Source organism: Ahniella affigens, assembly GCF_003015185.1.
Classification (GTDB): Bacteria; Pseudomonadota; Gammaproteobacteria; order Xanthomonadales; family Ahniellaceae; genus Ahniella; species Ahniella affigens.
The window spans coordinates 5,357,361-5,382,808 of the sequence record NZ_CP027860.1; the positions used below are offsets into that span (position 1 = coordinate 5,357,361).

Genomic DNA, 25,448 nt, shown 5'->3' on the forward strand with positions numbered 1-25,448 from the left:
TGACTCGGCGAGCGCGAATCCGGACCAAGGCCTTCGCTGGGGCACACCTTGCGCCGGACTCGCGACTCGAAAAGCGCTCCGGATGGGCGCTTTTCGACTTCCCATCAACGCCCCTGCAGGAACAAGTCTGTCGCCGACTGGAAGGTCGCCGTCTGATCGTCGATCGACAGTACGAACTGCTGCAAGGCGGAATTTTCGGACGCCGACAGCGTTGCTTCGATGGTGCGGCCATCCGCCAACTTGTGGCGTTTGAACACATCGCCGAGCGTCCGCGCCGAGCCGTCATGCAGGTACGGGGCCGAATACGCGACACCGAGCAGCGACGGGGCATTGAAGCCAGCGCCGCCAAATGCCGCGAAGCCCTGGGCGACCTGCCCGCCGACGGCACCACCACCGCGTAGTTCAAGCGCGCTCGTGGCATCGAATGTGCCGACATTGTCGAGGAAGGTCAGGATGCGCGACCCATCGGTGAATCGTTGCAGCTGCGGACCAGCAGCGGTCAGACGGGTATCCAGTGGCCGCACGCCCGCAAAGAAACTCGGGCCGATGGGGTCTTCCGAAAAGGTTGGGTTGTTCTGGAACACCGGGCTCGTGCGACTCTTCGCCCACTTCTTGCCGCCATGGCAACTCGCACACTGGGTCCCGAAAACCTCGCGGCCAGCCACCGAGACCGGGTCCGGCATGATCGGTGCGCGAATCGTGGTCGCCCAATCACTCATCGCGTCCAGCGAATCCGACACGCCGCGGACATTGCCGTGATTGAACGCGCGTGCCGTACGATTTTCACCGCGAACATTCGTCGCAAAGCCCTTGCCACCTTGCACGTTGCGTGCGTTGTTGTTGAAGTCGGTGTAGGAGCCCTGCACGCCGCTCCAGTTGAAGATGCGTTGATCGCTGGCGTCGTTGCGCGCAAACGTGCCTTCGAGCGGAATCGTTTGCCGCGGACCGGTCACGAAGATCCACGACACGTTGTCGGAATGGCCATCTTCATGACAAGAGCTGCAGCCCGACCAAGCGTTGTCCGACGCCTTGTTACGGTGCTCGATGCCGCGAATATCCCGAAGCGCGACGTCATACTGGCCGTCGCCGTTCGTATCCAGGCTATCGGGCAGGCCAAGCGCGGTGAAAAAGGCCAGCTTGCCAAGTTCGTTCCGATGTTCGCGGGAGCCAGACGGGAATGGCAGGCTCGATTCCACGTCGCGAACCAGCGTCGTGTTGGTGACCAGATCAAGCACCGATACCGACAGGTTGACCTCGTTGTTCGTGTAGGCGCGCGTGCCATCCGGCGACATCACCACACTGTTCGGCAAGTTGCCGGTCTCAAAGCGCACCACATTAGCGGGCGCCTGGATTGTCGGCTTGAATGCGGCATCCAAGCCAACGCGGATCACATAGTTGCCACCGCGACTGACCACCAACATGCGATCGCCAAACCGATTGCCTTCAATGTCGAGCAGATCGTTCGAGAACAAGCGGGCCAGGCTGGTCGAGCCCTCGGGCGGCTGCGTCTCGGCGCGAATCTGGGCGTTGAGGTTGACAGTGCGCGTCTCACTGCCGTTCAGCCGGTCGACCACCGATACGGCGCCTTGAACGTTCGTATTGAAGTTGATCGGCGGCTCCGGCGAAGCGGCGATGTTCACCACCATCAGATCGGCGCCACGCAGCAGGATCGCGTTCAGCATGTTGGGATAAGCGAGCTGCGCCACCCGCGCAATCGGTCCTTCAGCACTGATATCGGTTCCGGCCACGTCTGGGCAAAAGGTGGTTTTGGCCAGCGCGGCGGCACCATTGCCCGTGCCATCACCACCGGAATTGAAATAGCGGACGGTGCCAGCCGACTGCAACGCCAGGCGGGTCTGCGGACAGAAGTTGCGGCGGTCGGCGGTAAAGCCGGTCGGCACGGGCGCCAGAAACAACTGCGCGGCGGTTCGTTGGCCAAGGTTGAACTGCGCGAGCGAGATCACATCAATGACCCCGCGTTTCGCATCGTTGAATCCGTCTGGCCGATCTGCGGCGGCGAGCTCGCCAAAGGTGCGCGACACATACACCTGCTCATCCAGATCATCGCGATCGCCGTCGTTGCTGATGGCGACAGCCAGGGGGTTGCCGCCGGTCGGGACTTTGGCCAGGATGTTCAGCGTGCTCAGATCGATGAACGCCACCTCGGCACTGGTATGCAGGGCCACGATCAGGAAGCGACCGTTCGGGCTCACTACCAGGCCGCGGGGCTCGGTCCCGATACTGATCGTGTTACTCACCTGGGGCGTATTGGCCGTGAGGTCAATGACGCTGATCGTGCCGTCAACCGCGTTGCCGACGAAGGCTTTGCGATCATCCGGGCTCAAAGCCACAAACCGCGGTTCATGACCGACCGCCACTTCGGCGAGCTTGAACTGCGTATCGATGCCATTGGCCTCGCGAACCCGCAGAATGCTGACGGTGTTCTTGGGCCGATTGGTGACGACGAGCCTCTGGCCATCGCGGGTCAGCGCCAGCGTGCGCGACTTGTTCTGCACGAAATTGCGCCCGAAATTGGCGATCGCGCGATCCAGCGCTGGCAGTTGCCGGCCGAGAGCTGAAAGGAGCCGGGTCACGCTTGGCTGGTTCGCAAACGCTTGCGGGTCGCCGTCCAGATTGATCTCGGCTTGGCCGCGCAGGGTGGTCACCAGGGTCTGCCGGCCGGCCGCGTCCAACGCGATGCCATTCAGATAGTTGCTGTCCTGATCTAATGCCTGGAGCAGTCGGGTCGTGTTGATCACCCGGTTCTCGGAAACGGGCTCTGCACTAGCATCGACCAGATCGCGCCAGGTCAGCGCCGCGTTCGGGGCGGTGTTGCCGGAAACGCGACCCAGCACGATGCGAACGTCGGCATCGCCGAGAAAGACCTCGCTCAAGCGACCCTGCGCCACCTGCACGCCACCGTTGCTGTCGCTGATCAGCGGCTGTCCGCCCTGTGGCAAGACGCCCAAACCGGCCACCCCCAGCCCATCCAGGAGCTGCGCCGAGATCAAGGTTGGCGGCGGATCGGGGGAAATGATCGGCGAATTCGACTCGCTCTTGCCGCAGCCGGCGACGGCGACAGCAAGGGCCAGGCTGCTTAGACGAATCAGGGTGCGGGTTGGTCGGAAGGGATGCTGAGGTGAGGCAAAAGGCTGCATGATGGGCTCCCAAGGCAGTAGGGGAGCGCGGAGCCTTTCATCCGGTCGCGGCCCGGGGCACTGACTTTGGTCAGTTCCCTGACGATCGACAGGGAACGCCCGTAACGAACGACAGGGGCCGCGGGGAGGCCGCCGATCGGCTACCTATTCACGCATCTCCCCCATCGGTCATGGCCAAAAAATGACAAAGGGCACAGGTGTGCCATTCTTGGTGTCTGCACCATGCCCGGGCTGTCTGAGCGGGTAGCAACAGCAGCGCCGGGAGACGAATGCAAGACGGGCAGATGTGCTCCTGGTCTGATGTTGCGCGCAGCAGCAACTGGACCCACCACCACCCCCAGGGACGACCCCACCATGCTCACCATCGAAAACCTCTCGAAGACCTATGCCAACGGGCATCAGGCGTTGAAATCGGTCACCTTGAACATTCCTAAAGGCATGTTCGGCCTGCTTGGCCCAAATGGCGCCGGCAAATCCACGCTGATGCGGACGCTCGCCACGTTGCAGGATGCCGACACCGGCAGCGCGCAGCTGGACGAGATCGATGTGTTGAAAGACAAGGACGCGGTACGACGGGTGCTCGGGTACTTGCCGCAGGATTTCGGCGTATATCCGAAGGTATCGGCCGAGGATCTGCTTGATCACTTTGCGACGCTGAAGGGCTTCGTCAACGGCAAGGAACGCAAGGAACTGGTCGCATCACTACTGAACCAGGTCAATCTGTGGGACAAGCGCAAGGAAAAGCTGGGCAGCTTCTCCGGCGGCATGCGGCAGCGATTTGGCATCGCGCAGGCGCTGATTGGCGCGCCGCGTTTGGTCATCGTCGACGAACCAACTGCCGGCCTGGACCCCGAAGAGCGCAACCGATTCCTGAACCTGCTCGGCGAGATTGGCGAGAGCGTGGTGGTGATTCTGTCGACGCATATCGTCGAGGACGTCACCGATCTATGCCCGAACATGGCGATCATCAATCAAGGCGAAGTCCTGCTGACCGGCGAGCCGCTCGAAGCGATTGGTCGACTCGAAGGGCGGGTGTGGAAGCGTGCCGTGGCGAAGGCCGATCTGGACGCGGTCCGTAGCGAATACACCGTGCTGTCGACCCGCCTCGTTGGTGGCAAGACGGTCGTTCACGTGCTCGCCGATGAGCGGCCGGGTGAAGTATTCCAACCCGTGGCTGCTGGATTGGAAGATGTCTATTTCGGCCAACTGAGTCGCCATCGCGCGGCCCAGGTCTGAGGAGATCGCCCATGTTTTCGGCGTTCCTCAAATTTGATCTGCGTTATCAATGGCGTTCACCGATCTTGTGGATCGGATCTGCCCTATTCGCATTGATGGCTTACGCGGCGACCTCGACCGATGCCGTCCAGATTGGCGGCTCGATTGGCAACGTGCACCGCAATGCGCCATTTGTCATCGTGCAGTTTCTGAATGTCTTCACCATTCTCGGCCTCTTCATTTCGGGCGCGTTTGTCGGCGGCGCCTTACTGCGCGATTTCGAAATGAACACGTCCGAGCTGTTCTTTTCGAAGCCGGTAAAGGCTTGGGAATATCTCCTGGGACGCTTTACTGCAGGCGTCCTGGTCTCCTTGCTGATCTATCTGGCCGTGGCATTGGCGCTGATGCTGGGCGCCGCCAGTCCGTGGATCGACGCTTCCCGTCTCGGGCCGTTTTCATTGGCGCCCTACGGCTATGGGCTGGTCATGTTTGTCATTCCAAACCTGATCTTCTCCGCGGCGCTCATCATGTTGTTCGCCGCGCTGACCCGGAGCATTCTCGGGGTGTACCAGGCAGTCACTGCATTCTTTGTCATGTGGGCGATCGCCGGAACTTTTACGCGCGACCTCGACAATCTCTGGTTGGCCGCGCTGATCGACCCGTTCGGTGCCCGTGCTCTGAGCTTGACCGCACGCTATTGGTCGGCCGAAGAGCGGAACACCCTGCTCCCAGGCCTGAGTCACTACGTTTTGGCTAACCGCGCTCTATGGCTCGGTGTTGCGATGGCACTGCTAGCGATTACCATGCGCAGCTTCAAGGCCCAGCGCACCGGCACAGGTCGAAGCTGGTTCATATCCAAGAAAAGGCAGGAAGCGGCGCCCACCAAAGCGGTCGCTGCGATGGCTCGTCTAGTCAAGCAACCGACATCCGCCGGATTCGGCGCATCGCTTCGCCAATACTGGGCTCAGACCCGGTTCGACACATGGCATGTGCTGAAGTCTGTGCCGTTCCAGGCGCTGCTCTCATTTGGCATAGCGAACCTAGTCGGTGGCCTCGAAGCGCAGGCGCCGATGTATGACACGCCGCTGTACCTGGTCACCGCGCAGATGCTCGACATCATCCGGGGAAGCTACACGTTCTTGCTGGTGATAATCGTCATGTTCTATGCCGGCGAGCTTGTCTGGCGCGACCGTGATGTCAAGATGGACGGGGTCGTAGATGCCTTTCCGGTAGTCAATTGGGTGCCAATGGCATCCAAGGCAACCGCCCTGGTCGTGATCATCGCGCTGTTCCTGTTGTTTGCAGCACTGTGTTGCATTGGTTATCAGCTTGTCGATGGCGGCGTCGCACTGGAACCCGGGCTCTATTTGTCGGGCCTCGCAATCCAGGCCGTGCCGTTCGTTCTCATCGCTTGGCTGTCGCTCGTCTTCCAGGTCATCGCCAACAACAAATACGTTGGCTATTTGCTGACAATCGGGATTGTCGTCAGCCAGATCGTGCTCGGCACCTTGGATTTCGACCACAACCTGGTGAGCTTTGCTGGCGCCTCGGCGACCCCGTACTCCGATATGAACGGGTTTGGCCATTTCCTGAAAGGCTGGGCGTGGTTCGAGACCTATTGGCTGCTGTTTACGGTGGGGTGCCTGCTCGTGGCGACCTTGTTCTGGGTGCGCGGCACGGCAGAGCCGTTCAAGCGCCGAGTCGCGGTTGCCAAGAGCCGATTGCACGGCGGCATTGCCTGGGCCCTGACCGGATCCATTTCGGCAGCGGCGATTGTCGGTGCGTTCATTCTGTACACCACGACGGTGCAAAACACGTATCGTGCCAGTGACACGTTATTGGACTTGCAGGCCGAGTACGAAAAGACCTGGCGCAAGATCGAGGATGAACCGCAACCGCGGATCATTGCGACCGATAACGACGTGAACATTTTCCCGGCTGAGCGGCGGCTGGAGATCAGCGGTCACTACGTGATGAAGAACAAGAATGCCGAACCATTGACCAAAATGACGGTCACGGTCGATCCCGATACGACCGCATTCACCTTGAGTCCGGAAGGCGCCAAACTGATCGAAGAGGACAAGAAGTTCGGTGTCTACGTGTATCAGTTCGATACGCCACTCGCGCCGGGTGCCACGTTCAAGCTGCCGTACACCTTGTCGATTCGCCGCGAGGGCTTCACCAATTCCGGCGCGCCGGACTTTCTGAATTACAACGGCACGTTCTTCAACAACGGCCAAGCCTTCCCGCAATTCGGCTACAACCCGCAAGCCGAGATCGGTGATCGTAACGAGCGCAAAGACCGAGGTCTGCCGCCCCCACGGCGCATGCCCAAGTTGGAGACCGCGCCGCGAACATCGACCTACATCAACGACGACGGCGATTGGATCGACTTCGCGAGCACGGTCTGTACGAGCCCCGACCAAATCGCAATGGCGCCAGGCTATCTGCAGCGCGAATGGACCGACGGTGATCGCCGTTGCTTCCGCTATGAGATGGACGCGCCGATTCTGCCGTTCTGGGCATACCTGAGCGCTAACTGGCAGGTGAAGAAGGATCGCTGGAACGACGTCGCGATCGAGGTCTACTACGATGCCAAGCATCCGTACAATGTGGACCGCATGATTGAGGCGACGAAGAAGTCGCTAGCCTACTTCACCGAGAACTTTGGTCCGTATCAGCATCGGCAATTCCGGATTCTGGAATTTCCGAACTACGCCACGTTCGCACAGTCGTTCCCGAACACGATTCCGTACTCGGAAGCGATCGGATTCATCGCGAATGTGGATGCCGAGGACTCGGTCGACTACGTGTTCTACGTGACCGCCCATGAATTGGCGCACCAATGGTGGGCGCATCAGGTGATCGGTGCCAATGCCCAAGGCTCGACGGTGATGAGCGAAACCCTGTCGCAATACTCGGCCCTGATGGTCATGGAGAAAGAATACGGCTCGAGCAAGATGCGGAAGTTCTTGAAGTACGAACTCGACGGGTATCTGCGTGGTCGCGGTGGCGAAATTCTCGAAGAGCTGCCGCTCTATAAAGTGGAGTCGTCGCAAGGCTATGTGCATTACCGCAAGGGCTCGCTGGTGATGTATCGCCTGAAGGACGAGATCGGTGCCGACAAAATCAATCTGGCGCTGCGCAACTATCTGGCGCGCACGCAGTACCAGGAGCCGCCGTACACGGTATCGACTGAATTTGTCGAGGAACTCCGTGCCGTGACGCCCCCGGAGAAGCAGCAGCTGATCACCGACTTGTTTGAGCGGATCAGCTTCTTCGACAACCGAATGGTGGACGCGACCACCAAGAAGCGTGCCGATGGGAAGTACGACGTGACGCTGTCTTGGCAAGCCGCGAAGAAGGAGTCGGATGGTATCGGCAAAGAGACCGACGCGAGTCTGGACGACGAGATCGATATCGGCATCTTTGCCCGCGCCAGTGGTGCTGAAGAACAGGATGAAAAGGTCCTGTATCTGAAGAAGCACCGGATCAATCAGGCATCAGGCTCGCTAACGATCACGGTCGATGAGCTGCCCTATGATGCCGGCATCGATCCGTACAACAAGCTGATCGACCGCGTGTCGAATGACAATCGCAAGCGGGTGACGGCGGCGTCTTGAGGACAACGACACTGCGGTGTCTTGAGCAACCCGCCCACACCTTTGTGATCACCCCGGACTTGGTCCGGGGTCTTGGCAATCTGGTGGTATGACGGCAGTCGCGCGAGGATCGGACGACGGGTCAACGCGAGACTGCCGTGGACGCCCGTCGACCAGGCTGTGTGAAAAAGGCTTTGGCGACTGAGTTCATGGCGTCTAACGCCATCGCAAGGCGACTTGTTCTGTTGGCGTCATCCCGACGCACGTCGGGATGACGCCAATGAGGTGGCGCCGCAAACGCCAACCGTTTTCACACAGCCTGCTAGGCCGTCGTGACGACAATAGGGCTCGGTGTTGCGTGGCGTAAGGTTGGCGTCGTGCAGCATGGGCAGCGAGCAGGAATTTTCGTGAAGGTCACCCTGACCGTGGTGCCAGCCGCAGATTGTGACGACAACCCCTATTGTCGTTACCCCGGACTCGATCCGGGGTGAGGTTCAAGCTCGCAGCTAGCTCTCGGAACAAACCGAACAACGTCAACACCGCTGTCGCGGACACAGTAACCCGGCGCGCCAAACGGGATGGGTGTTTTCACACCGCGCACATTGCTACGCTCCGACCCTGCCTTTACCCGGAGTCGCGGCGCGCATGTTCACTGGTCCCCTGCTCCTGCTGGTGGCCCTGGCCTACTTGGCCATGCTGTTCGCGATTGCCTGGTGGGGCGACCAGCGAACAACGCCGCTGTCGCCGCGCGCGCGGGTGCTCGTCTACAGCCTCGCACTGGGCGTCTACTGCACATCATGGACGTTCTACGGCGCGGTCGGCAATGCCGCGGCAGCCGGCTGGGCATTCCTGCCGATTTATCTGGGCCCGATTCTGTTGTTCGTGTTCGGGCACAGCATGTTGCAGCGACTGTTGATGGTGGCGAAAGCGCGCAACGTCACGTCCATCGCCGACTACCTCGCATCACGCTTTGGCCGCAGCCAATCGCTCGCTGGCCTCGTGACGGTGGTGGCGCTGATGGCGGCGATCCCATACCTCGCGCTGCAATTCAAAGCGGTGGCGCTAAGCGTTGATGTGCTGACGGGTTCGAACTCCGACAGCAGCAGCGTATGGTTTACCGACACGGCGTTCTTTACGGCCATTCTGCTCGCCATTTTTGCCATTCTGTTTGGCACCCGCGTGGTCGACGCGACCGAGCACCATCGCGGCCTGATGTTGGCGATTGCCGCGGAGTCCGTCGTGAAATTGCTGGCGTTTCTGGCGGTCGGAATACTGGCCATCTCGTTAGCCGACCCCACCGCGCCGTCGAAAGTACCCATCGCAGCACCCCAGCTACCGACGGCCGACTTTCTGGCCAACACGCTGCTCAGCGCGTGCGCCATGTTCTGCCTGCCCAGACAGTTTCAGGTCGCCGTGGTGGAGTGTGAATCCACGAGCGATCTGAAACCAGCGCGCTGGCTGTTCCCCATTTATCTGGGTCTGTTCGTGCTGTTCGTGTTGCCGATTGCATCGGCTGGCATGAACCTGGCGCCGGCGTCGGTACACCCCGACACTTACGTCCTCTGGCTGCCGTCTGCACAAGGTCACGAGATACTGGCGCTGCTGACGTTCGTCGGTGGCTTTTCGGCGGCCACCGGCATGGTCATCGTGGCCAGCGTCGCACTGGCGACGATGGTCAGCAACGAGCTGATTCTTCCGGCATTGTCGCGCGTACGTGCGCTGCGTATGGACAGCCGCAGCGACTTGTCGCAATGGGTACTCTGGATTCGCCGCATCACCATTCTGCTGCTCGCGGCGGTTGCGTTTGTCTACTACCGCGCCAGTGTGGGGCGAGGCAATCTCGCGTCGCTCGGGCTATTGGCCTTTGTCGCCGTGTCGCAGTTCGCGCCCGGCATGGTGCTCGGACTGTATTCCCGGCGGGTGAGCCTGCGCGGCGTGCGCCAAGGGTTGTTGATCGGCTTTCTGATTTGGATCTACACCTTGCTGATTCCGACGCTCGCAGGTTCTGGATGGATTCCTGAAGCGTGGATTCAAGAGGGCCCATTTGGGCAATCCTGGTTGCGCCCGCACGCGCTGTTTGGACTCGAAGGCTTGTCGCCGATCAGTCACGGCGCGTTCTGGTCACTCAGCGCGAATCTACTGACGATCGTGCTGCATCGGATCATTCGGCCGGCCTCCATGCAAGAGCGGCTGCAGGCGCGCGTGTTCCATGAGGGACCACTCGCGCCGGCGGCCGCCGAGGCCAGTCTTCCGCAGCGCGCCCGTGTGGGCGATGTGCTGGCACTTGGTGAGCGCATCCTGGGTCGCAACGCTTGGCTCCGCCTGTTGCAGGAGTACCAGGCACAAGTCGCCACACCGTTGAAGGCCGACCAGATTGCGGATCGCGCGCTCGTCCGGTTTGTCGAGCGCCAACTGGCCGCCGCGCTGGGGTCGACGTCGGCACGTCTCGTGCTGACCGGCGCGTTGCGCGGCACAGGCATGGAGTTCGAGGAAGTCGCCGCGCTGCTCGACGAAACGTCGCAGGAACTTCGGTTCAACCAGCGGCTGCTGCATACCACGATGGAGAATGTTGGTCAGGGCATCAGCGTCGTCGATGCCGAACTCCGGCTGGTCGCCTGGAACCGTCGCTACGTCGAGTTGTTCGACTACCCGGAAGGGCTCGTTCATGTCGGGCGGCCCGTCGCTGATCTGATCCGCTACAACGCGGCACGCGGCGAATGGGGCGACGGCGATGCCGAGATGCATGTGCAGAAACGCCTCGAATACTTGAGGCACGGATCGCCTTATGTATTTCAGCGTCAGCGAGCGAGTGGCCAAGTGCTCGAAATGCGCGGCCAACCGCTGCCTGGTGGCGGTTTTGTGACGACTTATTCCGACATCACCTCGTTCAAGGAAGTGGAGCAAGCGCTTCGCGAAGCCAAGGATCACTTGGAGCAACGCGTGGCTGAGCGGACCGAGGCGCTGCAGCACGCGCTGGCTGCCGAGCAGGTGGCGCAACAGGCGGCCGAGGCAGCGAATCGCTCGAAGACCCGCTTCATTGCGGCGGCCGGGCACGACTTGTTGCAGCCCCTGCACGCCGCACGGCTGTTCATGTCGTCATTGCTGGAGCAGGGCGACTTGAACCCGCGCGCCCGTAGCCTCGCCGATCAAGTGGATGCCGGGATGCGCGCGGCCGAGGAGCTGCTCGACGGACTTCTCGACATTTCGCGCCTGGATTCGGGCGTCATGGTGGCCGAAAAGGCACCGCTCGCCTTGGCGCCACTATTCGATTCCCTGCGCGCGCAATTTGCGCCATTGGCCATTGCGCGTGGTCTGAAACTGAAGGTCGTGCCAACACGAATGGGCGTCATCAGTGATCGTCGGCTGCTTCGGCGGGTGCTGCAGAATCTGCTTGCGAATGCGATCCGGTATACCGCCGGTGGCACCGTGCTATTGGGCGTCAGACGCCGTCCCGGTGGCATCGTGGAAATCCAAGTGATCGATACCGGTCCGGGCATTGCCGAGGAACACCGCGCGCTGATCTTTGAAGAGTTTCAGCGGCTCGATGTGCCGAATCGCGATGGCCAACAAGGCTTGGGACTGGGACTCGCCATCTGCGATCGCATTGCCCGGCTGCTCCAGCATCCATTGGGTCTCACATCCACGCTCGGCCGCGGCAGTCGGTTCAGCATTACTGCGCCAGGATGTGTGGCGCCGGCTTCGGTCATCAGCGAACGCAGTCTCCCGAGCGACCTGCCGCAGTCGCTGCATGTGCTGTGTGTCGACAATGAGCCCAGCATTCTCGATGCCATGACGCAGTTGCTCAGTGGCTGGGGAATCGCCACAGCGACGTCGACGAACCTGGCCGAAGCCGTGGCGTCTTGCGCGGTGCGCCGGCCAGACCTTGTGCTCGCCGACTATCACCTGCAAAACAATGAGACCGGCCTCGACGTGTTGCAACGACTCTGCGAGCCGGGCACAAAAGGCGCGCTGATCACCGCCGACAGCTCGATCGAGCTCGCCGAGCGCGCAAAGTTGTTGGGGTTCCCGGTATTGCGAAAGCCGGTGCGGCCAGCGGCGCTGCGCGCGTTCATCGCGCAAGTGGGAAAGCTCCGTAGCCGATAGTTGACTCAGGCCACGACGACCGACATGCGGCGGCATCCATGCTGTCTCGCAGCGCTTCGTGGCTCACGACCCAGCGACGAAAGCATACAAGCGATTCGTGACCCCGGACTGGATCCGGGTGAGGTTCAACCTTGCGCGTGGCGAACCAAATCAACCGACCGTCAACCCTCGTCCACCACGGCCACGGTTGCGGCGGATGGATCCAATGCCAGTTGTCCGGCCAACATCACGGCTTGCGTCCGGGTATTGACCCCGAATTTGCGCAATACCGCACTCATGTGCGCCTTGACCGTCGCCTCGCTGATATCGAGCTCGTAGGCGATCTGCTTGTTGAGCCGGCCTGCCGCAACAAGACCGAACACCCGAAACTGCGCGGGCGTCAGCGAACTCAGCAGCGCCGCAAGTTCGGACTCCTTGGTGCTCAGCCCGGAATCCTGATGCCCGGGCGGCGCCCAGCGATCGCCGTTCAACACCGCACGAATGGCCGTGCTCAATGTGCCACTGTCAGCCGATTTGGGCACAAAACCCGCTGCCCCATGGCCAAGCGCACGTCGCACTGTATCGGCATCGTCGCGTGCCGACACCATGATCACCGGCAGCGTCGGGAGATTCGTTCGGACATGCACCAGCGCGCTGAAACCCTGCGCGCCGGGCATGTTCAAATCAAGCAACAGGAGATCGGCGTCTGGCTCCTGCTCCAGCAACGTCAGCAGGCTGCCCACTTGATCGGCCAGACAAACCCTTGCGGCAGGCAACACCGACTGCACCGCGCCCTTCAAGGCTTCGCGGAACAACGGGTGATCATCGGCAATCAGGACAGTCTGGGCCATCACTCGGCGCGGTTCAGGCGTTCGGTCACTAGGGACGATACCACTGTGGGATCAGCCAGCGTGGACGTGTCGCCGAGTTGATCGGGCGCATCCTCGGCGATCTTTCGCAAGATGCGCCGCATGATTTTGCCGGAACGCGTCTTCGGCAAACCCGGCGCCCACTGCAACCAGTCGGGCGACGCTATCGGTCCAATATCGTGACGCACCTGCGCAACCAGTTGTTTACGCAGCGCCTCATTCGGCTCTATGCCCGACTTCAATGTCACATACGCATAGATCCCCTGGCCTTTGATGTCATGCGGGGCACCCACCACGGCCGCTTCGGCAACTGCCGGGTGACCGACCAGCGCGCTCTCCACTTCGGCAGTGCCAATGCGGTGACCACTCACGTTGATGACGTCGTCGACGCGACCGGTGATCCAATAATATCCATCGGCATCGCGACGCGCGCCGTCGCCCGTGAAGTAGCGGCCGGGATACGTCGAGAAATAGGTATCGATGAACCGCTGCGGATCACCATACACGGTGCGCATCTGTCCCGGCCAGGAATCCAGCAGCACCAGATTGCCATCCGTCGCGCCGTCGAGAATCGCCCCTTGGGCGTCTACCAATGCCGGAAACACACCCGGCAGCGGTAGCGTCGCGGAACCGGGCTTTGCATCGACTGCACCCGGAACGGGCGAGATCAGGGCCGCACCTGTCTCGGTCTGCCACCACGTATCGATGATCGGGCAGCGGGAATCGCCAACCACACGGTAATACCACTCCCACGCTTCAGGATTGATGGGCTCGCCCACCGTACCAAGTAGCCGCAACGACTGCCGCGAGGTTTTCAGCACCGGCGCGTCGCCCTCCCGCATCAGCGCGCGAATCGCGGTGGGTGCGGTGTAGAACAGCGTGACGCCATGGCGATCCACCACTTGCCAGAAGCGCGAGATATCGGGGTAGCTCGGCACGCCTTCGAACATCAGCGTGGTGGCGCCGTTGGCCAGCGGCCCATAGACCACGTAGCTGTGTCCGGTGACCCAGCCGACGTCGGCCGTGCACCAATAGACATCGTTGGGCTTCAGATCGAATAGCAGGTCGTGGGTATAGCTTGCCCAAACCAGATAGCCGCCAGTGGTGTGCAACACGCCCTTGGGCTTGCCCGTCGAGCCTGAGGTGTACAGAATGAACAATGGATCTTCCGCCTGCATCGGCGCGGCCATATGCGTATCCGGCTGACCGGCGACGACATCGTGATACCAGCGGTCGCGATCCTGCCACGCGATGGTGTTGCCGGCATGCTTCAGCACGACGACGGTTTGTACCGTCTCCGTGCCAGGCCGGCTTAAGGCTTCGTCCACATTGGCCTTCAGCGGAATCACCTTGCCGCCGCGGAAACCACCGTCGGCCGTAATCACGAGCTTCGATTCGCAATCGGCAATCCGTCCGGCCAATGCGTCCGGTGAAAAACCACCGAACACCACGGAGTGAATCGCACCCAGCCGCGCGCAGGCCAACATCACGACAGCAGCTTCGGGAATCATCGGCAGATACAGCGTCACGCGATCGCCCTTGACCACGCCGAGTGCGGTCAGCGCATTCGCCATCTGGCACACCTCGGCATGCAGTTCGCGATAGCTGATCCGGCGTGCCGGGCGGTTCGGATCATCCGGCTCGAAGATGATCGCGGTCTTGTCTGGCTGCGTTGCCAAATGGCGATCCAGACAGTTCACTGACACGTTCAATGCGCCGTCCTCGTACCAGCGGATATGAAAGTCGTCGCGGTGAAAGCTCACGTCCTTGGCGCGGGTCGGTGGATGTGCCCAATCGAGCCGCTTGGCCAGTTCCAGCCAGTGTCCCTCTGAATCATTTGCAACACGTTCGTGTGCGGACTGGAGCTGGCTCGCATTAGTGCTCGCCTGATCGGCAAACCGGGCGGGGGGCGGGTAGCGCTTGGACATAAATCCTCCTTGGGCAGTGTGCGTATTTCAGCGTGAAGCCGCCGAACGCGGTATTCGACCAAAGGTGAATATCGAAATTGCGGGGTTGCGCGAATCATTCGCCCCGTCCGGCGAGAAGGGAGAAGTGACGAGGGAGCGTCACGAGGACAGCTGCCGGAAACCGCAATTCCTCTATTGGGAGCCCGCAATGAAACCCCGATTTATCAAGAGCAAGTTGGTGCTCGCGCTGATTGCCTGTGGTATTGGCCAGGGAGCCATGGCCCAGGATTCGGCCAATGCCAGCCTGGAAGCACGTATCGCCAAGCTGGAAGCCATGATCGTTGAACTAAAGTCCGAACTGGCAGCGACCAAAGCCGCGCCAGCAGCGACTGCCGCCGCGCCTGCGGCCGCTCCAGGCGCCACGCCCGCTGCGCCGCCGGCGCCAGTGATTCAGAGCACGCCAATACTGACCGCCGCATTGCCGAACTCGAAGTTCAGTGCCGGCGGCTTCATCAAGCTGGACGGCATGCTGACGCGCACCGATGGCGGCGAAATTCCGGACTCCAGCGCCGGGCGTTTGTTCTACCTGCCCAGTGCCACGCCCGTGGGCGGTGTGGATGAAAGCACCGATCTGGATATGAGCGCGCAGTTCTCGCGTCTCTGGTTCGCGGCTGATACGCAACTGGATTCGGGCGACAAGCTCCGTGGCTATGTCGAGTTCGATTTGTTCGGCGGCGCGCTCGGTTCCGAAGCAGCGACGAATACCTATGGGCTGACGGTCCGTCACGCATGGGCAAGCTGGAACAACTGGATGGCCGGTCAAACCTGGAGCAACTTCCAGGATCCTGCGGCACTGCCCGATGCGGTCGACTTCATTGGCCCGACCGAAGGCACGGTGTTCGTGCGCCAGGCGCAGATTCGCTACACGAACGGTCCGTGGTCGTTCTCCGCCGAAAACCCGGAGACGCTGTACACGCCTACCAATGGCGGTGGCGCACGCATTGCCAGCGACGACAACAACATGCCGGACCTGACCGCCCGCTACACCATGAAGGGTGATTGGGGTCACTTCAGTGTCGGTGCCATCGCCCGGCAGATGAAGTACGACACGGCAGGCGCATTGTCCGACGCCACGATTGGTGCCGGTGTCACCGTGTCCGGCCGCTATGTGCTGACGCCAGCGGATGACCTGCGCTACACGCTGGTGGCCGGCCAGGGCATTGGCCGCTACATCGGTCTGGCTCTCGATACGGACGCGACGCTGCAGAGTAACGGTGAGCTTGAGAACAACGACGCCGTCGCCGGATTCCTCGGGTGGCGCCATGTGTTCTCGCCCAAGTGGCGCGGCAACCTGTTTGGTTCGTTCGCCGAATTCGACCACATTGCCGCCAGCGGTGGTGGGGCGACCGCGAGCGCACATTCGGTCCACGCCAACCTGATCTACTCACCGGTGCCGAAGTTTGATATTGGTGCCGAGCTGATTTACGCCAACCGCGAACTCGAGAGCGGCGCCGACGGTGATCTGAACCGTCTGCACCTGCACGTCAAGTACAACTTCTGAGGAGCCCGAACATGGCCGCCGTTCTCCCGCATCAACACAGCGCCGCCGGTGAAATCACCAGCGGACACAAGAAAGTCATCTTCGCATCGAGTCTGGGCACGGTCTTTGAGTGGTACGACTTTTACCTGTATGGCTCTTTGGCGGCCGTGATCGCCAAGCAGTTCTTCTCAGGCCTCAACCCGACGAGCGCCTTCATCTTTGCCTTGCTCGCCTTCGCTGCTGGCTTTGCGGTTCGGCCCTTTGGCGCGTTGGTGTTTGGACGCCTGGGCGATATGGTCGGACGCAAGCACACGTTCCTGATCACCATCGTCATCATGGGCCTGTCGACGTTCCTGGTCGGATGTCTGCCGTCCTACAACAGTATCGGTGTCGCGGCGCCCATCATCCTGATTGCGCTGCGCATGCTGCAAGGCTTGGCACTTGGCGGTGAGTATGGCGGCGCGGCCACCTACGTCGCCGAACATGCGCCGGACAACAAGCGCGGTCTGTACACGAGCTTCATCCAGACGACCGCCACACTCGGGTTGTTTCTGTCGCTGCTGGTCATCCTGGGTTGCCGCCTTGCGCTCGGTCCGGAAGCATTTGATGCTTGGGGCTGGCGCCTGCCGTTCCTGCTGTCGGTCGTGCTGCTCGGCATGTCGGTCTACATCCGCTTGCAGCTGAACGAGTCGCCGCTGTTCAAGCAGATGAAGGAAGAAGGAACGCACTCGAAAGCGCCGCTGACGGACAGCTTCGGCAACTGGAAGAACTCCAAGATCGTCATTCTGGCGCTGCTCGGTGCGACGGCCGGTCAAGCCGTGGTCTGGTACGCCGGCCAGTTCTACGCGCTGTTTTTCCTGACGCAAACGCTGAAGGTCGACGCCACCGTGGCCAACCTGCTGATGTCGGGCGCACTTGTGATCGCCACGCCGTTCTTCATCATCTTCGGTGCGATGTCCGATCGTATCGGTCGCAAGCCGATCATTCTGGCCGGTTGCCTGATTGCGGCGCTCACTTACTTCCCGCTGTTCGGTGCGCTGACCCACTATGCAAATCCGGCGCTGGAAGCGGCTGCGAAGGCCAACCCGGTCGTCGTGGTGGCCGATCCGGCCAACTGCAGCTTCCAGTTTGATCCGATCGGCAAGAAGGTCTTCAACAAGAGCTGCGACATTGCCAAATCGGCGCTCGCGAAGAGTGGTGTCAGCTACCGGAATGAAGATGCGCCGGCAGGGACCGTGGCATCGATCAAGATCGGCAGCGCGACCTTGGCCTCGTTTGACGGCACCACGATGGACGCCGCGGGATTCAAGGTCGCGGGCGACCAGTTCGCACTCGATCTGAAAGGCGCGCTGACCACCGCCGGATATCCCGAGAAAGCCGACACCGCCCAGATCAACAAGACGATGGTGCTCGTCATCCTGATCATCCTGGTGATCTATGTGACGATGGTCTATGGCCCGATCGCTGCTTGGCTCGTAGAGCTGTTCCCGACACGCATTCGCTACACGTCCATGTCGCTGCCGTATCACATCGGCAACGGCTGGTTCGGTGGCTTCCTGCCGACGACAGCGTTCGCGCTGGTGGCCTTCAGCGGCGATATCTACTTCGGCCTCTGGTATCCGATCGTCATTGCCGTAGCGACCGCCATCATTGGGTTCTTGTTCCTGCCCGAAACCAAGCACGTCGACATTTCCAAGTAAGCGAGCACGTCAGATCTCGCGCCCTGCGCCCGGCATCGGCAACGATGCCGGGCTTCTTATTTGCATCGGGAGTTATCGGCGCAGAATGATCTTGGAGGCGATCGGTCAGGGCTGATAGGCTGCCCTCAATCAATTGGAGGCGGTTCATGCGTGTCTTGGTGAGTGCGATGCTGCTGGTACTGGCGAGCGGAACGCTTGCAGCGAAATGCCCCTGCACGAAGCGCTTGCTCGGTACGTGGCAGTCAGATCGTGAGCAAACCATGGCTTACAACGAGGCCAACGCCAAATTGTCGCGGAAACAAACACGCTTCATGGCGGAGCTGCTAGGAACACTGACGCTGACCTACACCAAATCCGACGTTGTCGTTCGAATGCCGGACAGTTGGGTTACCGGCCGGGATGGGAAGAAGAAGCCGTTTGCGGCGTTTGAAGATCGTAGCAAATACGAGATTGTGCATTGCGACCCTTATATGGTGATCACCCGGACTGTCCTCGTAACCGATGCGACTGATGATGCCGATAGCGACCCACTCGTGAATGTCCTGAATATGGTCGACGACGAACACTACTGGGTGTATCAGGGGCAGACAGATCCGACGAGACCCGACCTCCATAGTCGTGAATATTTCAAGAAGGTGCGCTAGTGCTGTCGGCGCAACGCGAAGTTTGGGTTTGGCCCGCTAATGAGGGTCTGAATAGGTCCATCCTGGACTTTCAGATCTGCAACGAGTCTGGCGCGTGTCCGGGCTCATTGCCCCGCGTCGCCTTTGAACTTGTTCAGAGGCTCCCTAACCCGTTTGCCGAACGTCTCCAGACCGAGAGGCATTGACCGTGAGTTGCGTGTTGCGGGTCTTTGGCCGCTCGCTTGATCTGACCGCCTTGCTCGTCGGATCGACACTGAGTCCTTACCGGACTTGGCAGATCGGCACTGCACGGAGTGAGTTGCAGCCCGATGGCCCGGTGCATGCAGACTCAGGCGCTTGCTTTGCGATCAGCACAGCCGACTTCGATGCGTTCCCCGCGCAGGTGGATGATGCGATCGCATTTCTCGAGTGCCATGCCGACCCTGTGCGCGCGATCGTGTCGTTCCCAGGCGTCGAAGCAGTGACGCTAGACTTTGGCATTGCGCTCCGCGACATTGCCGTCCATTGTGACTATTTGCCACCCCGACTGCTGAAGGCGGCAGCCGCCGCTGGCGTGGGGATGGAACTTTCGCACTACCCCTGATGGTCTAACAAACGGTTGAGCATCCTGCTGGACGCGCAACCGACGTCGGCGAGCACGCGCACCGTCGCCGGCACATCCCGATTAACGAGACACTCCGCCCCATGCATCACAGACTTTTGTTGGCGTTCCTGTTGACCAGCCTTGCCGGCGCCGCCTCTGCGGAAACCATTGCCTGCGCGAGCAAGTTTGTCGCGGAATCGATCCCGACGCAGGTTCCGTTGCTGATTTTCGGTGAAATCCACGGTACCGAAAACGCGCCCGAATACGTCGCCGACGTCGCCTGTGCACGCCTACGGGCAGCACCCGATACCAAGTTGACGGTTGCGCTTGAGTACCCGATACAAGAGTCTGAACACCTGCAGCGATATGTCAACTCAAGCGGGCAGACCAAAGACCGCGACCGCCTGCTGGCGTCACCATTCTGGCAACGCGAGATGCAGGACGGCCGGAGCAGCCTCGCCATGTTGACGCTGATCGAGAAGCTCAGGCAGTGGCGAGGCAAGGCGCCGGGACTTCGGGTAACTGCCTTCGATCCGGTCGAAGATCAAGCAGGTGGCCCAACCCGCGATGAGGCCATGGCGGCCCATCTCAAACAGATTGTCCAAGAAACAGCGCCGGGCTTGACCATCGTGCTGACCGGCAATCTGCATGCACGGCGAACTCCGGGATTTGGCGGCAGGCCAGACTATAAGACCATGGCCAGCGTGCTGGACGTGCCGTTCCAAACCTACAAGCTCGTGGGGCCGCGTGGCGCCTATTGGGCCTGCACACCGTTGTGCGGTGAACAGGCGTTTGGGACGGGCACGGAACCGGATACCTTACCCAACTACGATCTCCGCACTGTGACGCCGAGTCAGGAATACGATGGTGTGATCGATGTCGGCGCGTTTCGGATTGCCAAGCCCGCGATCGGAGGGCCTTCAGACGCGCTCCCCGCGGATGCGACCCGCAAGCGCCAGAAGGTCGAGGGCGGGCACGACTGATCGCTTCACACGATCACGCGTCGCGTGCCGGTCAGGGCTCTACGATGAATGGAAATCGCTGGCCGAACGCCTGAGCCAAAGCAAGGCCCAAATCGTTCTGAAGGCGATAGATCGAACCGAGCAGGATCTTGTTGTCGTACGCGCCGGCCAGCACAAAAGGGCTGCGCGCATTGCCGACGCGCAGCACCAGAATCTGTTGGTGTTCGGCCACGACGATTGTCTGCAAACAACGCCCCGCGCCAAATTCGCGACAACTGGTTTCGGCAACGGCCAACAACGAGCTGACCAGGGCGCCGACACGATCGGCTTTCAATGTCGCTCGTGACTGGATCGCGAGCTGGCGACCGTCGGAGGTCGACATACTGAGTACCAAGCTGTTCGATAAATCGGACATGTACTGCGCGAATTGGCTCGTGCAGATCGCACGCAAGGCGTCGAGGTCTTCCGGAGAGGCCCTGACGACGTGTGGAGCACTGGCTTTTTCTTGAGAATGGGTCATGGCAACAGTTCAATGGTTGGCGTCGGCCATTCAGCCTGCACGGGCGTCGCGGGCCAGCAGCTCCGCCAGCAACGTCCGGAGCATCTGTCGACATTGTTCGGCAACCCGGGCGTCGCAGGTCAGAATGGGCGCCCGAACTTGCATGTCCTGCAAGGTCTGGCGTATCCGCCGCAGCGAGAAATCAGGGGCGATATCGGACTTCGTGACGGCAACCACAAAACGCAGATCCGGGCCGATGTCTTTGAGGCAGCGCAACCACCGGCAGCAATCGTCAGCCATTTGGGGCGAGGTGGCATCGAGGAGCACGATCGCGCCCATGGCACCGGCTGCGACGATGGGCCGCATGAAGTCAAAGTGCTCCTGACCGGGCATCCCGTAAACGTGCAGGACGCTTCCGTCATCCAAACTCACCGTTCCAAAGTCGAAAGCGGCGGTCGTAGTCGTCTTGTCGCCCATGGTTTCGCCAAAAATGGGCACGTCGGTGGCCACGGGCGGCTCGTCGGAAATGGCACAGATCGCCGTCGTTTTGCCCGCGCCCATGTTCCCAGCAATGACCAGCTTGACCGGATGCTCAAACATGGTCGTGCTCATCCGAAACGCGACCCAATCCAAAGCGGCGCGCGAGGCGTGTCCAGAGCGACCGCTTTTCGGTCTTGCCCGCGGGCAGATCGCTGATAGCCAAAGGCTGCGGTGCCTCGGCGGTCGACTCGATCAGCCCGACCATGGACACCGCGATCAGAAAGGCGTTGGCACGCGCGGGCTCGACCTGGGCGACATCCGCCAACGCTTTGGCCGAAGGTTGAGCCTGCATGGCATAGCTTGCCAGAGTCAGCATGTCGGAATGGCCTGTGAGTTCGCCCAGGTCAGGGTAGGTCGTCAGCCGAAACGCCCCCGCGGAAAACATCGGCAGGCGAAACCGCAAGCGGAGACACGCGTCGACCAGAAACGCATCCAGCGAGTGCACACTCGGATACGCCTCAAGATCAACGGGCCCCGACATGGCCTGCACACGCCAATCGTCGCGTCCAAAAAACGTTCGGAACATCCCAAACGCCACCTCATTGCGGGCGCGCACCTTGCCAGCATCGGGCAGGATCAGCACTTGGCAGCTGGAACAAGTCGCAACGACATTGGCGCCGCTGGCAATTGCTTCTTTCAGCAAGTCAATCAGCGGTAGGTCTAACGCCATTCCGCTCGGAGTGGGCGCAGCAGCGGGCAAGGCGGCAGGGAGCAACAGAGCTTGCTGCATGGCCCGCCGCACCGCATCGATCTGGCCATGCACCGCGTCGCGCGACAGCAACAAGTGACGGCCACCACGGCGCTCAGTCAGCCGCTTGGCTGACTGGGCGATCACGTCGTTGTCGGCATTGATGATGATCAGATCTTTGCGTGTGCCGTCCCAAGCGTGCAGCGATACCGACGCATTGGCAGTGCTCAAGTCACGGCAAATTGCCGCCAGGATCTGAAATTGCGATTCGTCGAAACCAGCCACTGCAACCGCTTTGCTTACGTTCATGCGATGGATGCGTGCGATGGGGGAGAAATAGTCAGGCGCCGCACCGATTTCGCGATCCGCGCGCGCATCAAAGAGGGAAATCATTGTGTGGATGCCGGCTGTGATGCCCTGGGCCGCAGAGCGCGGGCCCTGCCATGCGTGGCCGGACCGGCGCCGTCACAACCTTGGGCGACGAGGCCCAAGAGTGTGAATGTTCTCAGCCGAAGTCGAGCGTACCCTCGAAAGACTTGAGACCATGACGAGCCATCGCCAAGTTGGACTTGCTGCGGTCGATGACCAAGTACAGAAAGATCTTGTTGTTCGATTCCAGCGGTCGGATCAAATGGTATTGCCGGCCCAGCGTGATCAGAATGTCTTCGATATTGTCATTGAGCCTCAAGGAGGCCGCGACCTTGCGCTTGGACTTCACGACCTCGGCATTGCCCGCCGCCGCAATATCCAGATCCACAGCACTACCATCCTTGGCCATGGCCATGCCGCTATCGCAGTCAACCAATGCCGACGCGAGGTAGCCATCGATCTCTCGAAGTGGCTCCAAATTCAGTTTTGCCATTGTGATGTCCTGTTTGAATTCAGAGAAAGCGCGCCTAAAGTTGCCTTGAACTCCGGCATCAGCGTCGCCCGTGCATGCCCCTGCAGCCGTACACGTCGAGTCATCCTAACGAACGCCGACGCGCAATTGATGAAAACAAACGCGAACAATTCCCAATCCAACGCGAAGTGTGGAGACCCTGTGAAACTGCAGTGAATCGATGCCAGAACGCGTTCTTGAAGCGATGCACCGACTGTCACGACGCGATCAAAGCAATGCCTCGTTCACCTGCTCTTTGCATCACGGTTCGCAGTCTCTAGACGCGCTCGGCAACACGAGGTTGCCAACATCCGTCTGAAGGCTGAGTGCGCGTGCCACGCCTTCACGTCGCAAAACCGTTCGACACGTCATGTCGATGTGAAGCAAGCTCGTCAGATCGTTCGACCATACTGCTTGTTCGCCTGGTCAGGGGATTCCCAGGCACTGATTGAGACCTTGCAAGGCGCGCTCATACAGGTCTGCGGCGGCCGCGCAGCGCATGCCCTGATCCCGGTTGGTACAGTGGAGCGCGGTCAGGCGGCCGGCAACGTCCACCTCATGCAACCGTGTGCCGCAGCGAACTTTGCCGGCGTAAGGCATCTCGCGAATCAGGATCAACGCCGACGCGCTCACCAAGGCATTCTCAGTGGCCCAGACCTTGGCAAGCTTCGGATCCAGAGCAATCGTCTGACGAAGCGCCTGCCGGTCGATCAGCTGCTGCGACTCGAAATATGCGCCCTTTCGCTTACTAAAAAGACTGCCAGCCCGAACATCGACACTGACCTCGACAGGACCCGTCGGCGATTGGGCGACGCCTTGAATGTTGTCAGCCTCATGCGCTACCAGCACGATGTTACGGGCATCTTTGTGGCTAGCGTCTGCCGCGTGCAACAGTGGCGACAGCAGCAGCAACAGTGGGACTACGAGCGTTCGAATCGTCATGGGGCAACACCAGATCACAGTCAAGGAGAAGCCAGCGATCCTGATGCCGAACGGTCACCGCGATACCGCGGTGGCCGGGCTGGTGAATGTCGCTGGCTTGCTACTGAACACGGAAATTCGATGCCGGAACGATCACACCATTTTTCTCGCGGGCCCGAGAACATCGTCCATCCCTGACGCAAAACCCCGGAGCAATGACCCGCGGAGGCTCAGAGCAATTCTCCAAGGCAATGGGATCAATCCCGGATTTGGCACCGCGAATCAGCCGACCACGCGAGCGACCGCGAGCATCAGGAGTGCGCAGTACAGCAGACACCCAAGGCCCAGAATCGCTTGTATCGGCCAGCCTGGTTTGGCCCATGTCGGGACTTGGCGCGCGTTGTTCCAGACCAGATACCCGCAGTACAAGGCCATCACGCCGGTATTCAAGACCGCACTGATGACCATGAGCCAGAATGGTTGGGTGATCGGACTGAACAGGATGAGCGCCGACAGCAAGGCCTGACCTAGCACGAGCCCGTTATAAAGCTTCAGTTCGGCAAGCCCAGTCAAACGACCCAGGATGTCGGCTGCAATCCTCGAAGCAAAGTCCAGTACCCCAACCGCCGAGGTCCAGAAAACCAGAAAACCGGCCAACGCGAAGCTCGCACCGATCAGCGGATTCTCGCGCGCCAAAATGTCGTGAGCAGCGGCGACCAAGGCAACCCCACCACCCTTGGGTGTGACACCACCAAACGTCATCCACAGCATCGCGGCAATGAAGCCGATGGTCAGCGAGTTCGCGAGGGCAAACAATAAACCATGCTCCAATCGCACCAGCCGCATCCAGGGTCGCAATCCTGCCGCGTCGCGGATCTCGGGAATGCCGCCGCGTTCGATCAGAAGATAACCGTAGCCCAGGTTCATGATGCCGCCGGCGCCCGCGAAGACAATTCCGCCGAGCATCGTGAAGAACGCGAGGTCATCACTCGTGCGCAAGCTTGCGATGGGCTTTAGGAACCCCGCTTCGGCAAAAAGGAGTCGGGAAAACCGGGACAGACCACCGAAGCGCCATTCGACATAAGCAAAGACCAGTAACACGCCCAACAGCAACAATCCGAGGCCAATCGACTGCACGATCGCCAACCACCGGAAACGATTACCTGGACCCAACAGAAGCAGCACACTCAGCACGAGAATCCCCACGGCGATGGGCTTCTCGGGGCCATAATTCAAGATCGCGACGAACTGCGCGCCCCCCAGCACCCAACCCGGCCAAACCCAGGGCACGGTGGCACCCAGCGCCAGCAGCATCCCGAGCAGCGGCCATTGTGCGGCCACATGCGAGCCGAGCTTGTGCCGCGTGAGGAGCGTTGTCCGCGCGATTTCAATGTTGATAAACCACTGCAGCACCACAGCCGCAATGCCGAGCCAGATCACGCTTGGGCCATTTGCCAGCACCAGTGACGGCCAGAACACGAGCTCGCCGGCGCCAATCGCCAGTGCGCTGAAGATAGCGGTGGCACTGAAGGCCCAAAAGCCGAGACGCGGCACGTGGTGGTCTGCCATGCAAAAGATCCTGTTCTAGTCCCGGTCGCGCATGCTGCATAGACGCGTGCGCGTCCGGGCAGCCCCTGTCAGCAGCCGAAACGGCGCT

The 25,448-nt window shown here is 60.8% G+C and carries 17 protein-coding genes; 8 read left to right on the top strand and 9 right to left on the bottom strand.

Annotated features, from left to right (window positions below):
* Positions 1–104: 104 nt before the first annotated feature.
* Entirely contained in the window at positions 105–3,158 is a 3,054-nt protein-coding gene (locus C7S18_RS20775; RefSeq protein ID WP_106893370.1) for a beta-propeller fold lactonase family protein, read from the bottom strand.
* 354 nt (positions 3,159–3,512) lie between these two features.
* On the opposite strand from C7S18_RS20775, the gene C7S18_RS20780 reads away from it, so the two are divergent.
* The 3 genes from C7S18_RS20780 (at position 3,513) to C7S18_RS20790 (ending at position 12,079) form a co-directional block, all read left to right on the top strand.
* Positions 3,513–4,394: an ABC transporter ATP-binding protein gene (locus C7S18_RS20780; RefSeq protein ID WP_106893371.1), complete on the top strand. Its 882-nt coding sequence runs from the start codon at positions 3,513–3,515 to the stop codon at positions 4,392–4,394.
* Between the two features lie 11 nt (positions 4,395–4,405).
* Positions 4,406–7,996 carry a M1 family aminopeptidase gene (locus C7S18_RS20785; protein WP_106893372.1) on the top strand — a complete coding sequence of 1,197 codons (3,591 nt, stop codon included), beginning with the start codon at positions 4,406–4,408 and terminating at the stop codon, positions 7,994–7,996.
* Between the two features lie 624 nt (positions 7,997–8,620).
* Entirely contained in the window at positions 8,621–12,079 is a 3,459-nt protein-coding gene (locus C7S18_RS20790) for a PAS domain-containing hybrid sensor histidine kinase/response regulator (RefSeq protein WP_106893373.1), read from the top strand.
* Between the two features lie 161 nt (positions 12,080–12,240).
* On the opposite strand, the gene C7S18_RS20795 is transcribed toward C7S18_RS20790, so the two are convergent.
* Positions 12,241–12,909 (bottom strand): response regulator transcription factor, encoded by a 669-nt coding sequence (locus C7S18_RS20795; RefSeq protein WP_106893374.1) that lies wholly within the window; start codon positions 12,907–12,909, stop codon positions 12,241–12,243.
* Positions 12,909–14,855 (bottom strand): acetate--CoA ligase, encoded by a 1,947-nt coding sequence (gene acs, locus C7S18_RS20800; protein WP_106893375.1) that lies wholly within the window; start codon positions 14,853–14,855, stop codon positions 12,909–12,911. The genes C7S18_RS20795 and acs overlap by 1 nt, the downstream gene beginning before the upstream one ends.
* A 187-nt stretch (positions 14,856–15,042) precedes the next feature.
* Here acs and C7S18_RS20805 point away from each other — a divergent pair, with 187 nt between their 5' ends.
* The 5 genes from C7S18_RS20805 to C7S18_RS20830 all read left to right on the top strand — a co-directional run bounded on the left by C7S18_RS20805 (position 15,043) and on the right by C7S18_RS20830 (position 20,284).
* On the top strand, positions 15,043–16,395 hold the full coding sequence (locus tag C7S18_RS20805) for a DcaP family trimeric outer membrane transporter (RefSeq protein ID WP_106894131.1): 1,353 nt from the start codon (positions 15,043–15,045) through the stop codon (positions 16,393–16,395).
* 11 nt (positions 16,396–16,406) lie between these two features.
* On the top strand, positions 16,407–18,074 hold the full coding sequence (locus tag C7S18_RS20810; RefSeq protein ID WP_106893376.1) for an MFS transporter: 1,668 nt from the start codon (positions 16,407–16,409) through the stop codon (positions 18,072–18,074).
* A gap of 146 nt (positions 18,075–18,220) precedes the next feature.
* Positions 18,221–18,718, top strand: coding sequence for a hypothetical protein (locus tag C7S18_RS20815; protein WP_106893377.1), 498 nt, complete (start codon positions 18,221–18,223; stop codon positions 18,716–18,718).
* Between the two features lie 187 nt (positions 18,719–18,905).
* Positions 18,906–19,301 carry a hypothetical protein gene (locus C7S18_RS20825; RefSeq protein ID WP_106893379.1) on the top strand — a complete coding sequence of 132 codons (396 nt, stop codon included), beginning with the start codon at positions 18,906–18,908 and terminating at the stop codon, positions 19,299–19,301.
* A 101-nt stretch (positions 19,302–19,402) separates the two neighbouring features.
* On the top strand, positions 19,403–20,284 hold the full coding sequence (locus tag C7S18_RS20830; protein ID WP_106893380.1) for a hypothetical protein: 882 nt from the start codon (positions 19,403–19,405) through the stop codon (positions 20,282–20,284).
* A 31-nt stretch (positions 20,285–20,315) separates the two neighbouring features.
* Here the strand turns inward: C7S18_RS20830 and C7S18_RS20835 are convergent, their stop codons facing one another.
* From C7S18_RS20835 to C7S18_RS20860, 6 genes are all read right to left on the bottom strand, one after another.
* The gene (locus C7S18_RS20835; RefSeq protein WP_106893381.1) at positions 20,316–20,783 is read right to left on the bottom strand and encodes a roadblock/LC7 domain-containing protein; all 468 of its coding nucleotides are present in this window, start codon (positions 20,781–20,783) and stop codon (positions 20,316–20,318) included.
* Positions 20,784–20,813: 30 nt separating this feature from the next.
* Positions 20,814–21,362 (bottom strand): GTP-binding protein, encoded by a 549-nt coding sequence (locus C7S18_RS20840; RefSeq protein ID WP_206207937.1) that lies wholly within the window; start codon positions 21,360–21,362, stop codon positions 20,814–20,816.
* Complete coding sequence (locus C7S18_RS20845) at positions 21,355–22,383, bottom strand: hypothetical protein (RefSeq protein ID WP_106893383.1); 1,029 nt, start codon at positions 22,381–22,383, stop codon at positions 21,355–21,357. Before C7S18_RS20845 ends, C7S18_RS20840 begins: the two co-directional genes overlap by 8 nt.
* Positions 22,384–22,495: 112 nt before the next feature.
* Positions 22,496–22,852 (bottom strand): hypothetical protein, encoded by a 357-nt coding sequence (locus tag C7S18_RS20850; RefSeq protein WP_106893384.1) that lies wholly within the window; start codon positions 22,850–22,852, stop codon positions 22,496–22,498.
* 444 nt (positions 22,853–23,296) lie between these two features.
* Positions 23,297–23,812, bottom strand: coding sequence for a hypothetical protein (locus C7S18_RS20855; protein WP_106893385.1), 516 nt, complete (start codon positions 23,810–23,812; stop codon positions 23,297–23,299).
* 261 nt (positions 23,813–24,073) lie between these two features.
* Positions 24,074–25,360, bottom strand: a complete 1,287-nt coding sequence (locus C7S18_RS20860; RefSeq protein WP_106893386.1) for an Nramp family divalent metal transporter — start codon at positions 25,358–25,360, stop codon at positions 24,074–24,076.
* Between the last annotated feature and the right edge of the window lie 88 nt (positions 25,361–25,448).

Excerpts from the sequence above, each read along its gene's own strand:
- C7S18_RS20855 (WP_106893385.1), bottom strand. The coding sequence starts at position 23,812 with ATGACGATTCGAACGCTCGTAGTCCCACTGTTGCTGCTGCTGTCGCCA.
- C7S18_RS20860 (WP_106893386.1), bottom strand. The coding sequence starts at position 25,360 with ATGGCAGACCACCACGTGCCGCGTCTCGGCTTTTGGGCCTTCAGTGCC.
- C7S18_RS20850 (WP_106893384.1), bottom strand. The coding sequence starts at position 22,852 with ATGGCAAAACTGAATTTGGAGCCACTTCGAGAGATCGATGGCTACCTC.
- C7S18_RS20810 (WP_106893376.1), top strand. The coding sequence starts at position 16,407 with ATGGCCGCCGTTCTCCCGCATCAACACAGCGCCGCCGGTGAAATCACC.
- C7S18_RS20795 (WP_106893374.1), bottom strand. The coding sequence starts at position 12,909 with ATGGCCCAGACTGTCCTGATTGCCGATGATCACCCGTTGTTCCGCGAA.
- C7S18_RS20785 (WP_106893372.1), top strand. The coding sequence starts at position 4,406 with ATGTTTTCGGCGTTCCTCAAATTTGATCTGCGTTATCAATGGCGTTCA.
- acs (WP_106893375.1), bottom strand. The coding sequence starts at position 14,855 with ATGTCCAAGCGCTACCCGCCCCCCGCCCGGTTTGCCGATCAGGCGAGC.
- C7S18_RS20840 (WP_206207937.1), bottom strand. The coding sequence starts at position 21,362 with ATGTTTGAGCATCCGGTCAAGCTGGTCATTGCTGGGAACATGGGCGCG.
- C7S18_RS20780 (WP_106893371.1), top strand. The coding sequence starts at position 3,513 with ATGCTCACCATCGAAAACCTCTCGAAGACCTATGCCAACGGGCATCAG.
- C7S18_RS20805 (WP_106894131.1), top strand. The coding sequence starts at position 15,043 with ATGAAACCCCGATTTATCAAGAGCAAGTTGGTGCTCGCGCTGATTGCC.
- C7S18_RS20835 (WP_106893381.1), bottom strand. The coding sequence starts at position 20,783 with ATGACCCATTCTCAAGAAAAAGCCAGTGCTCCACACGTCGTCAGGGCC.
- C7S18_RS20845 (WP_106893383.1), bottom strand. The coding sequence starts at position 22,383 with ATGATTTCCCTCTTTGATGCGCGCGCGGATCGCGAAATCGGTGCGGCG.
- C7S18_RS20790 (WP_106893373.1), top strand. The coding sequence starts at position 8,621 with ATGTTCACTGGTCCCCTGCTCCTGCTGGTGGCCCTGGCCTACTTGGCC.
- C7S18_RS20775 (WP_106893370.1), bottom strand. The coding sequence starts at position 3,158 with ATGCAGCCTTTTGCCTCACCTCAGCATCCCTTCCGACCAACCCGCACC.
- C7S18_RS20815 (WP_106893377.1), top strand. The coding sequence starts at position 18,221 with ATGCGTGTCTTGGTGAGTGCGATGCTGCTGGTACTGGCGAGCGGAACG.
- C7S18_RS20830 (WP_106893380.1), top strand. The coding sequence starts at position 19,403 with ATGCATCACAGACTTTTGTTGGCGTTCCTGTTGACCAGCCTTGCCGGC.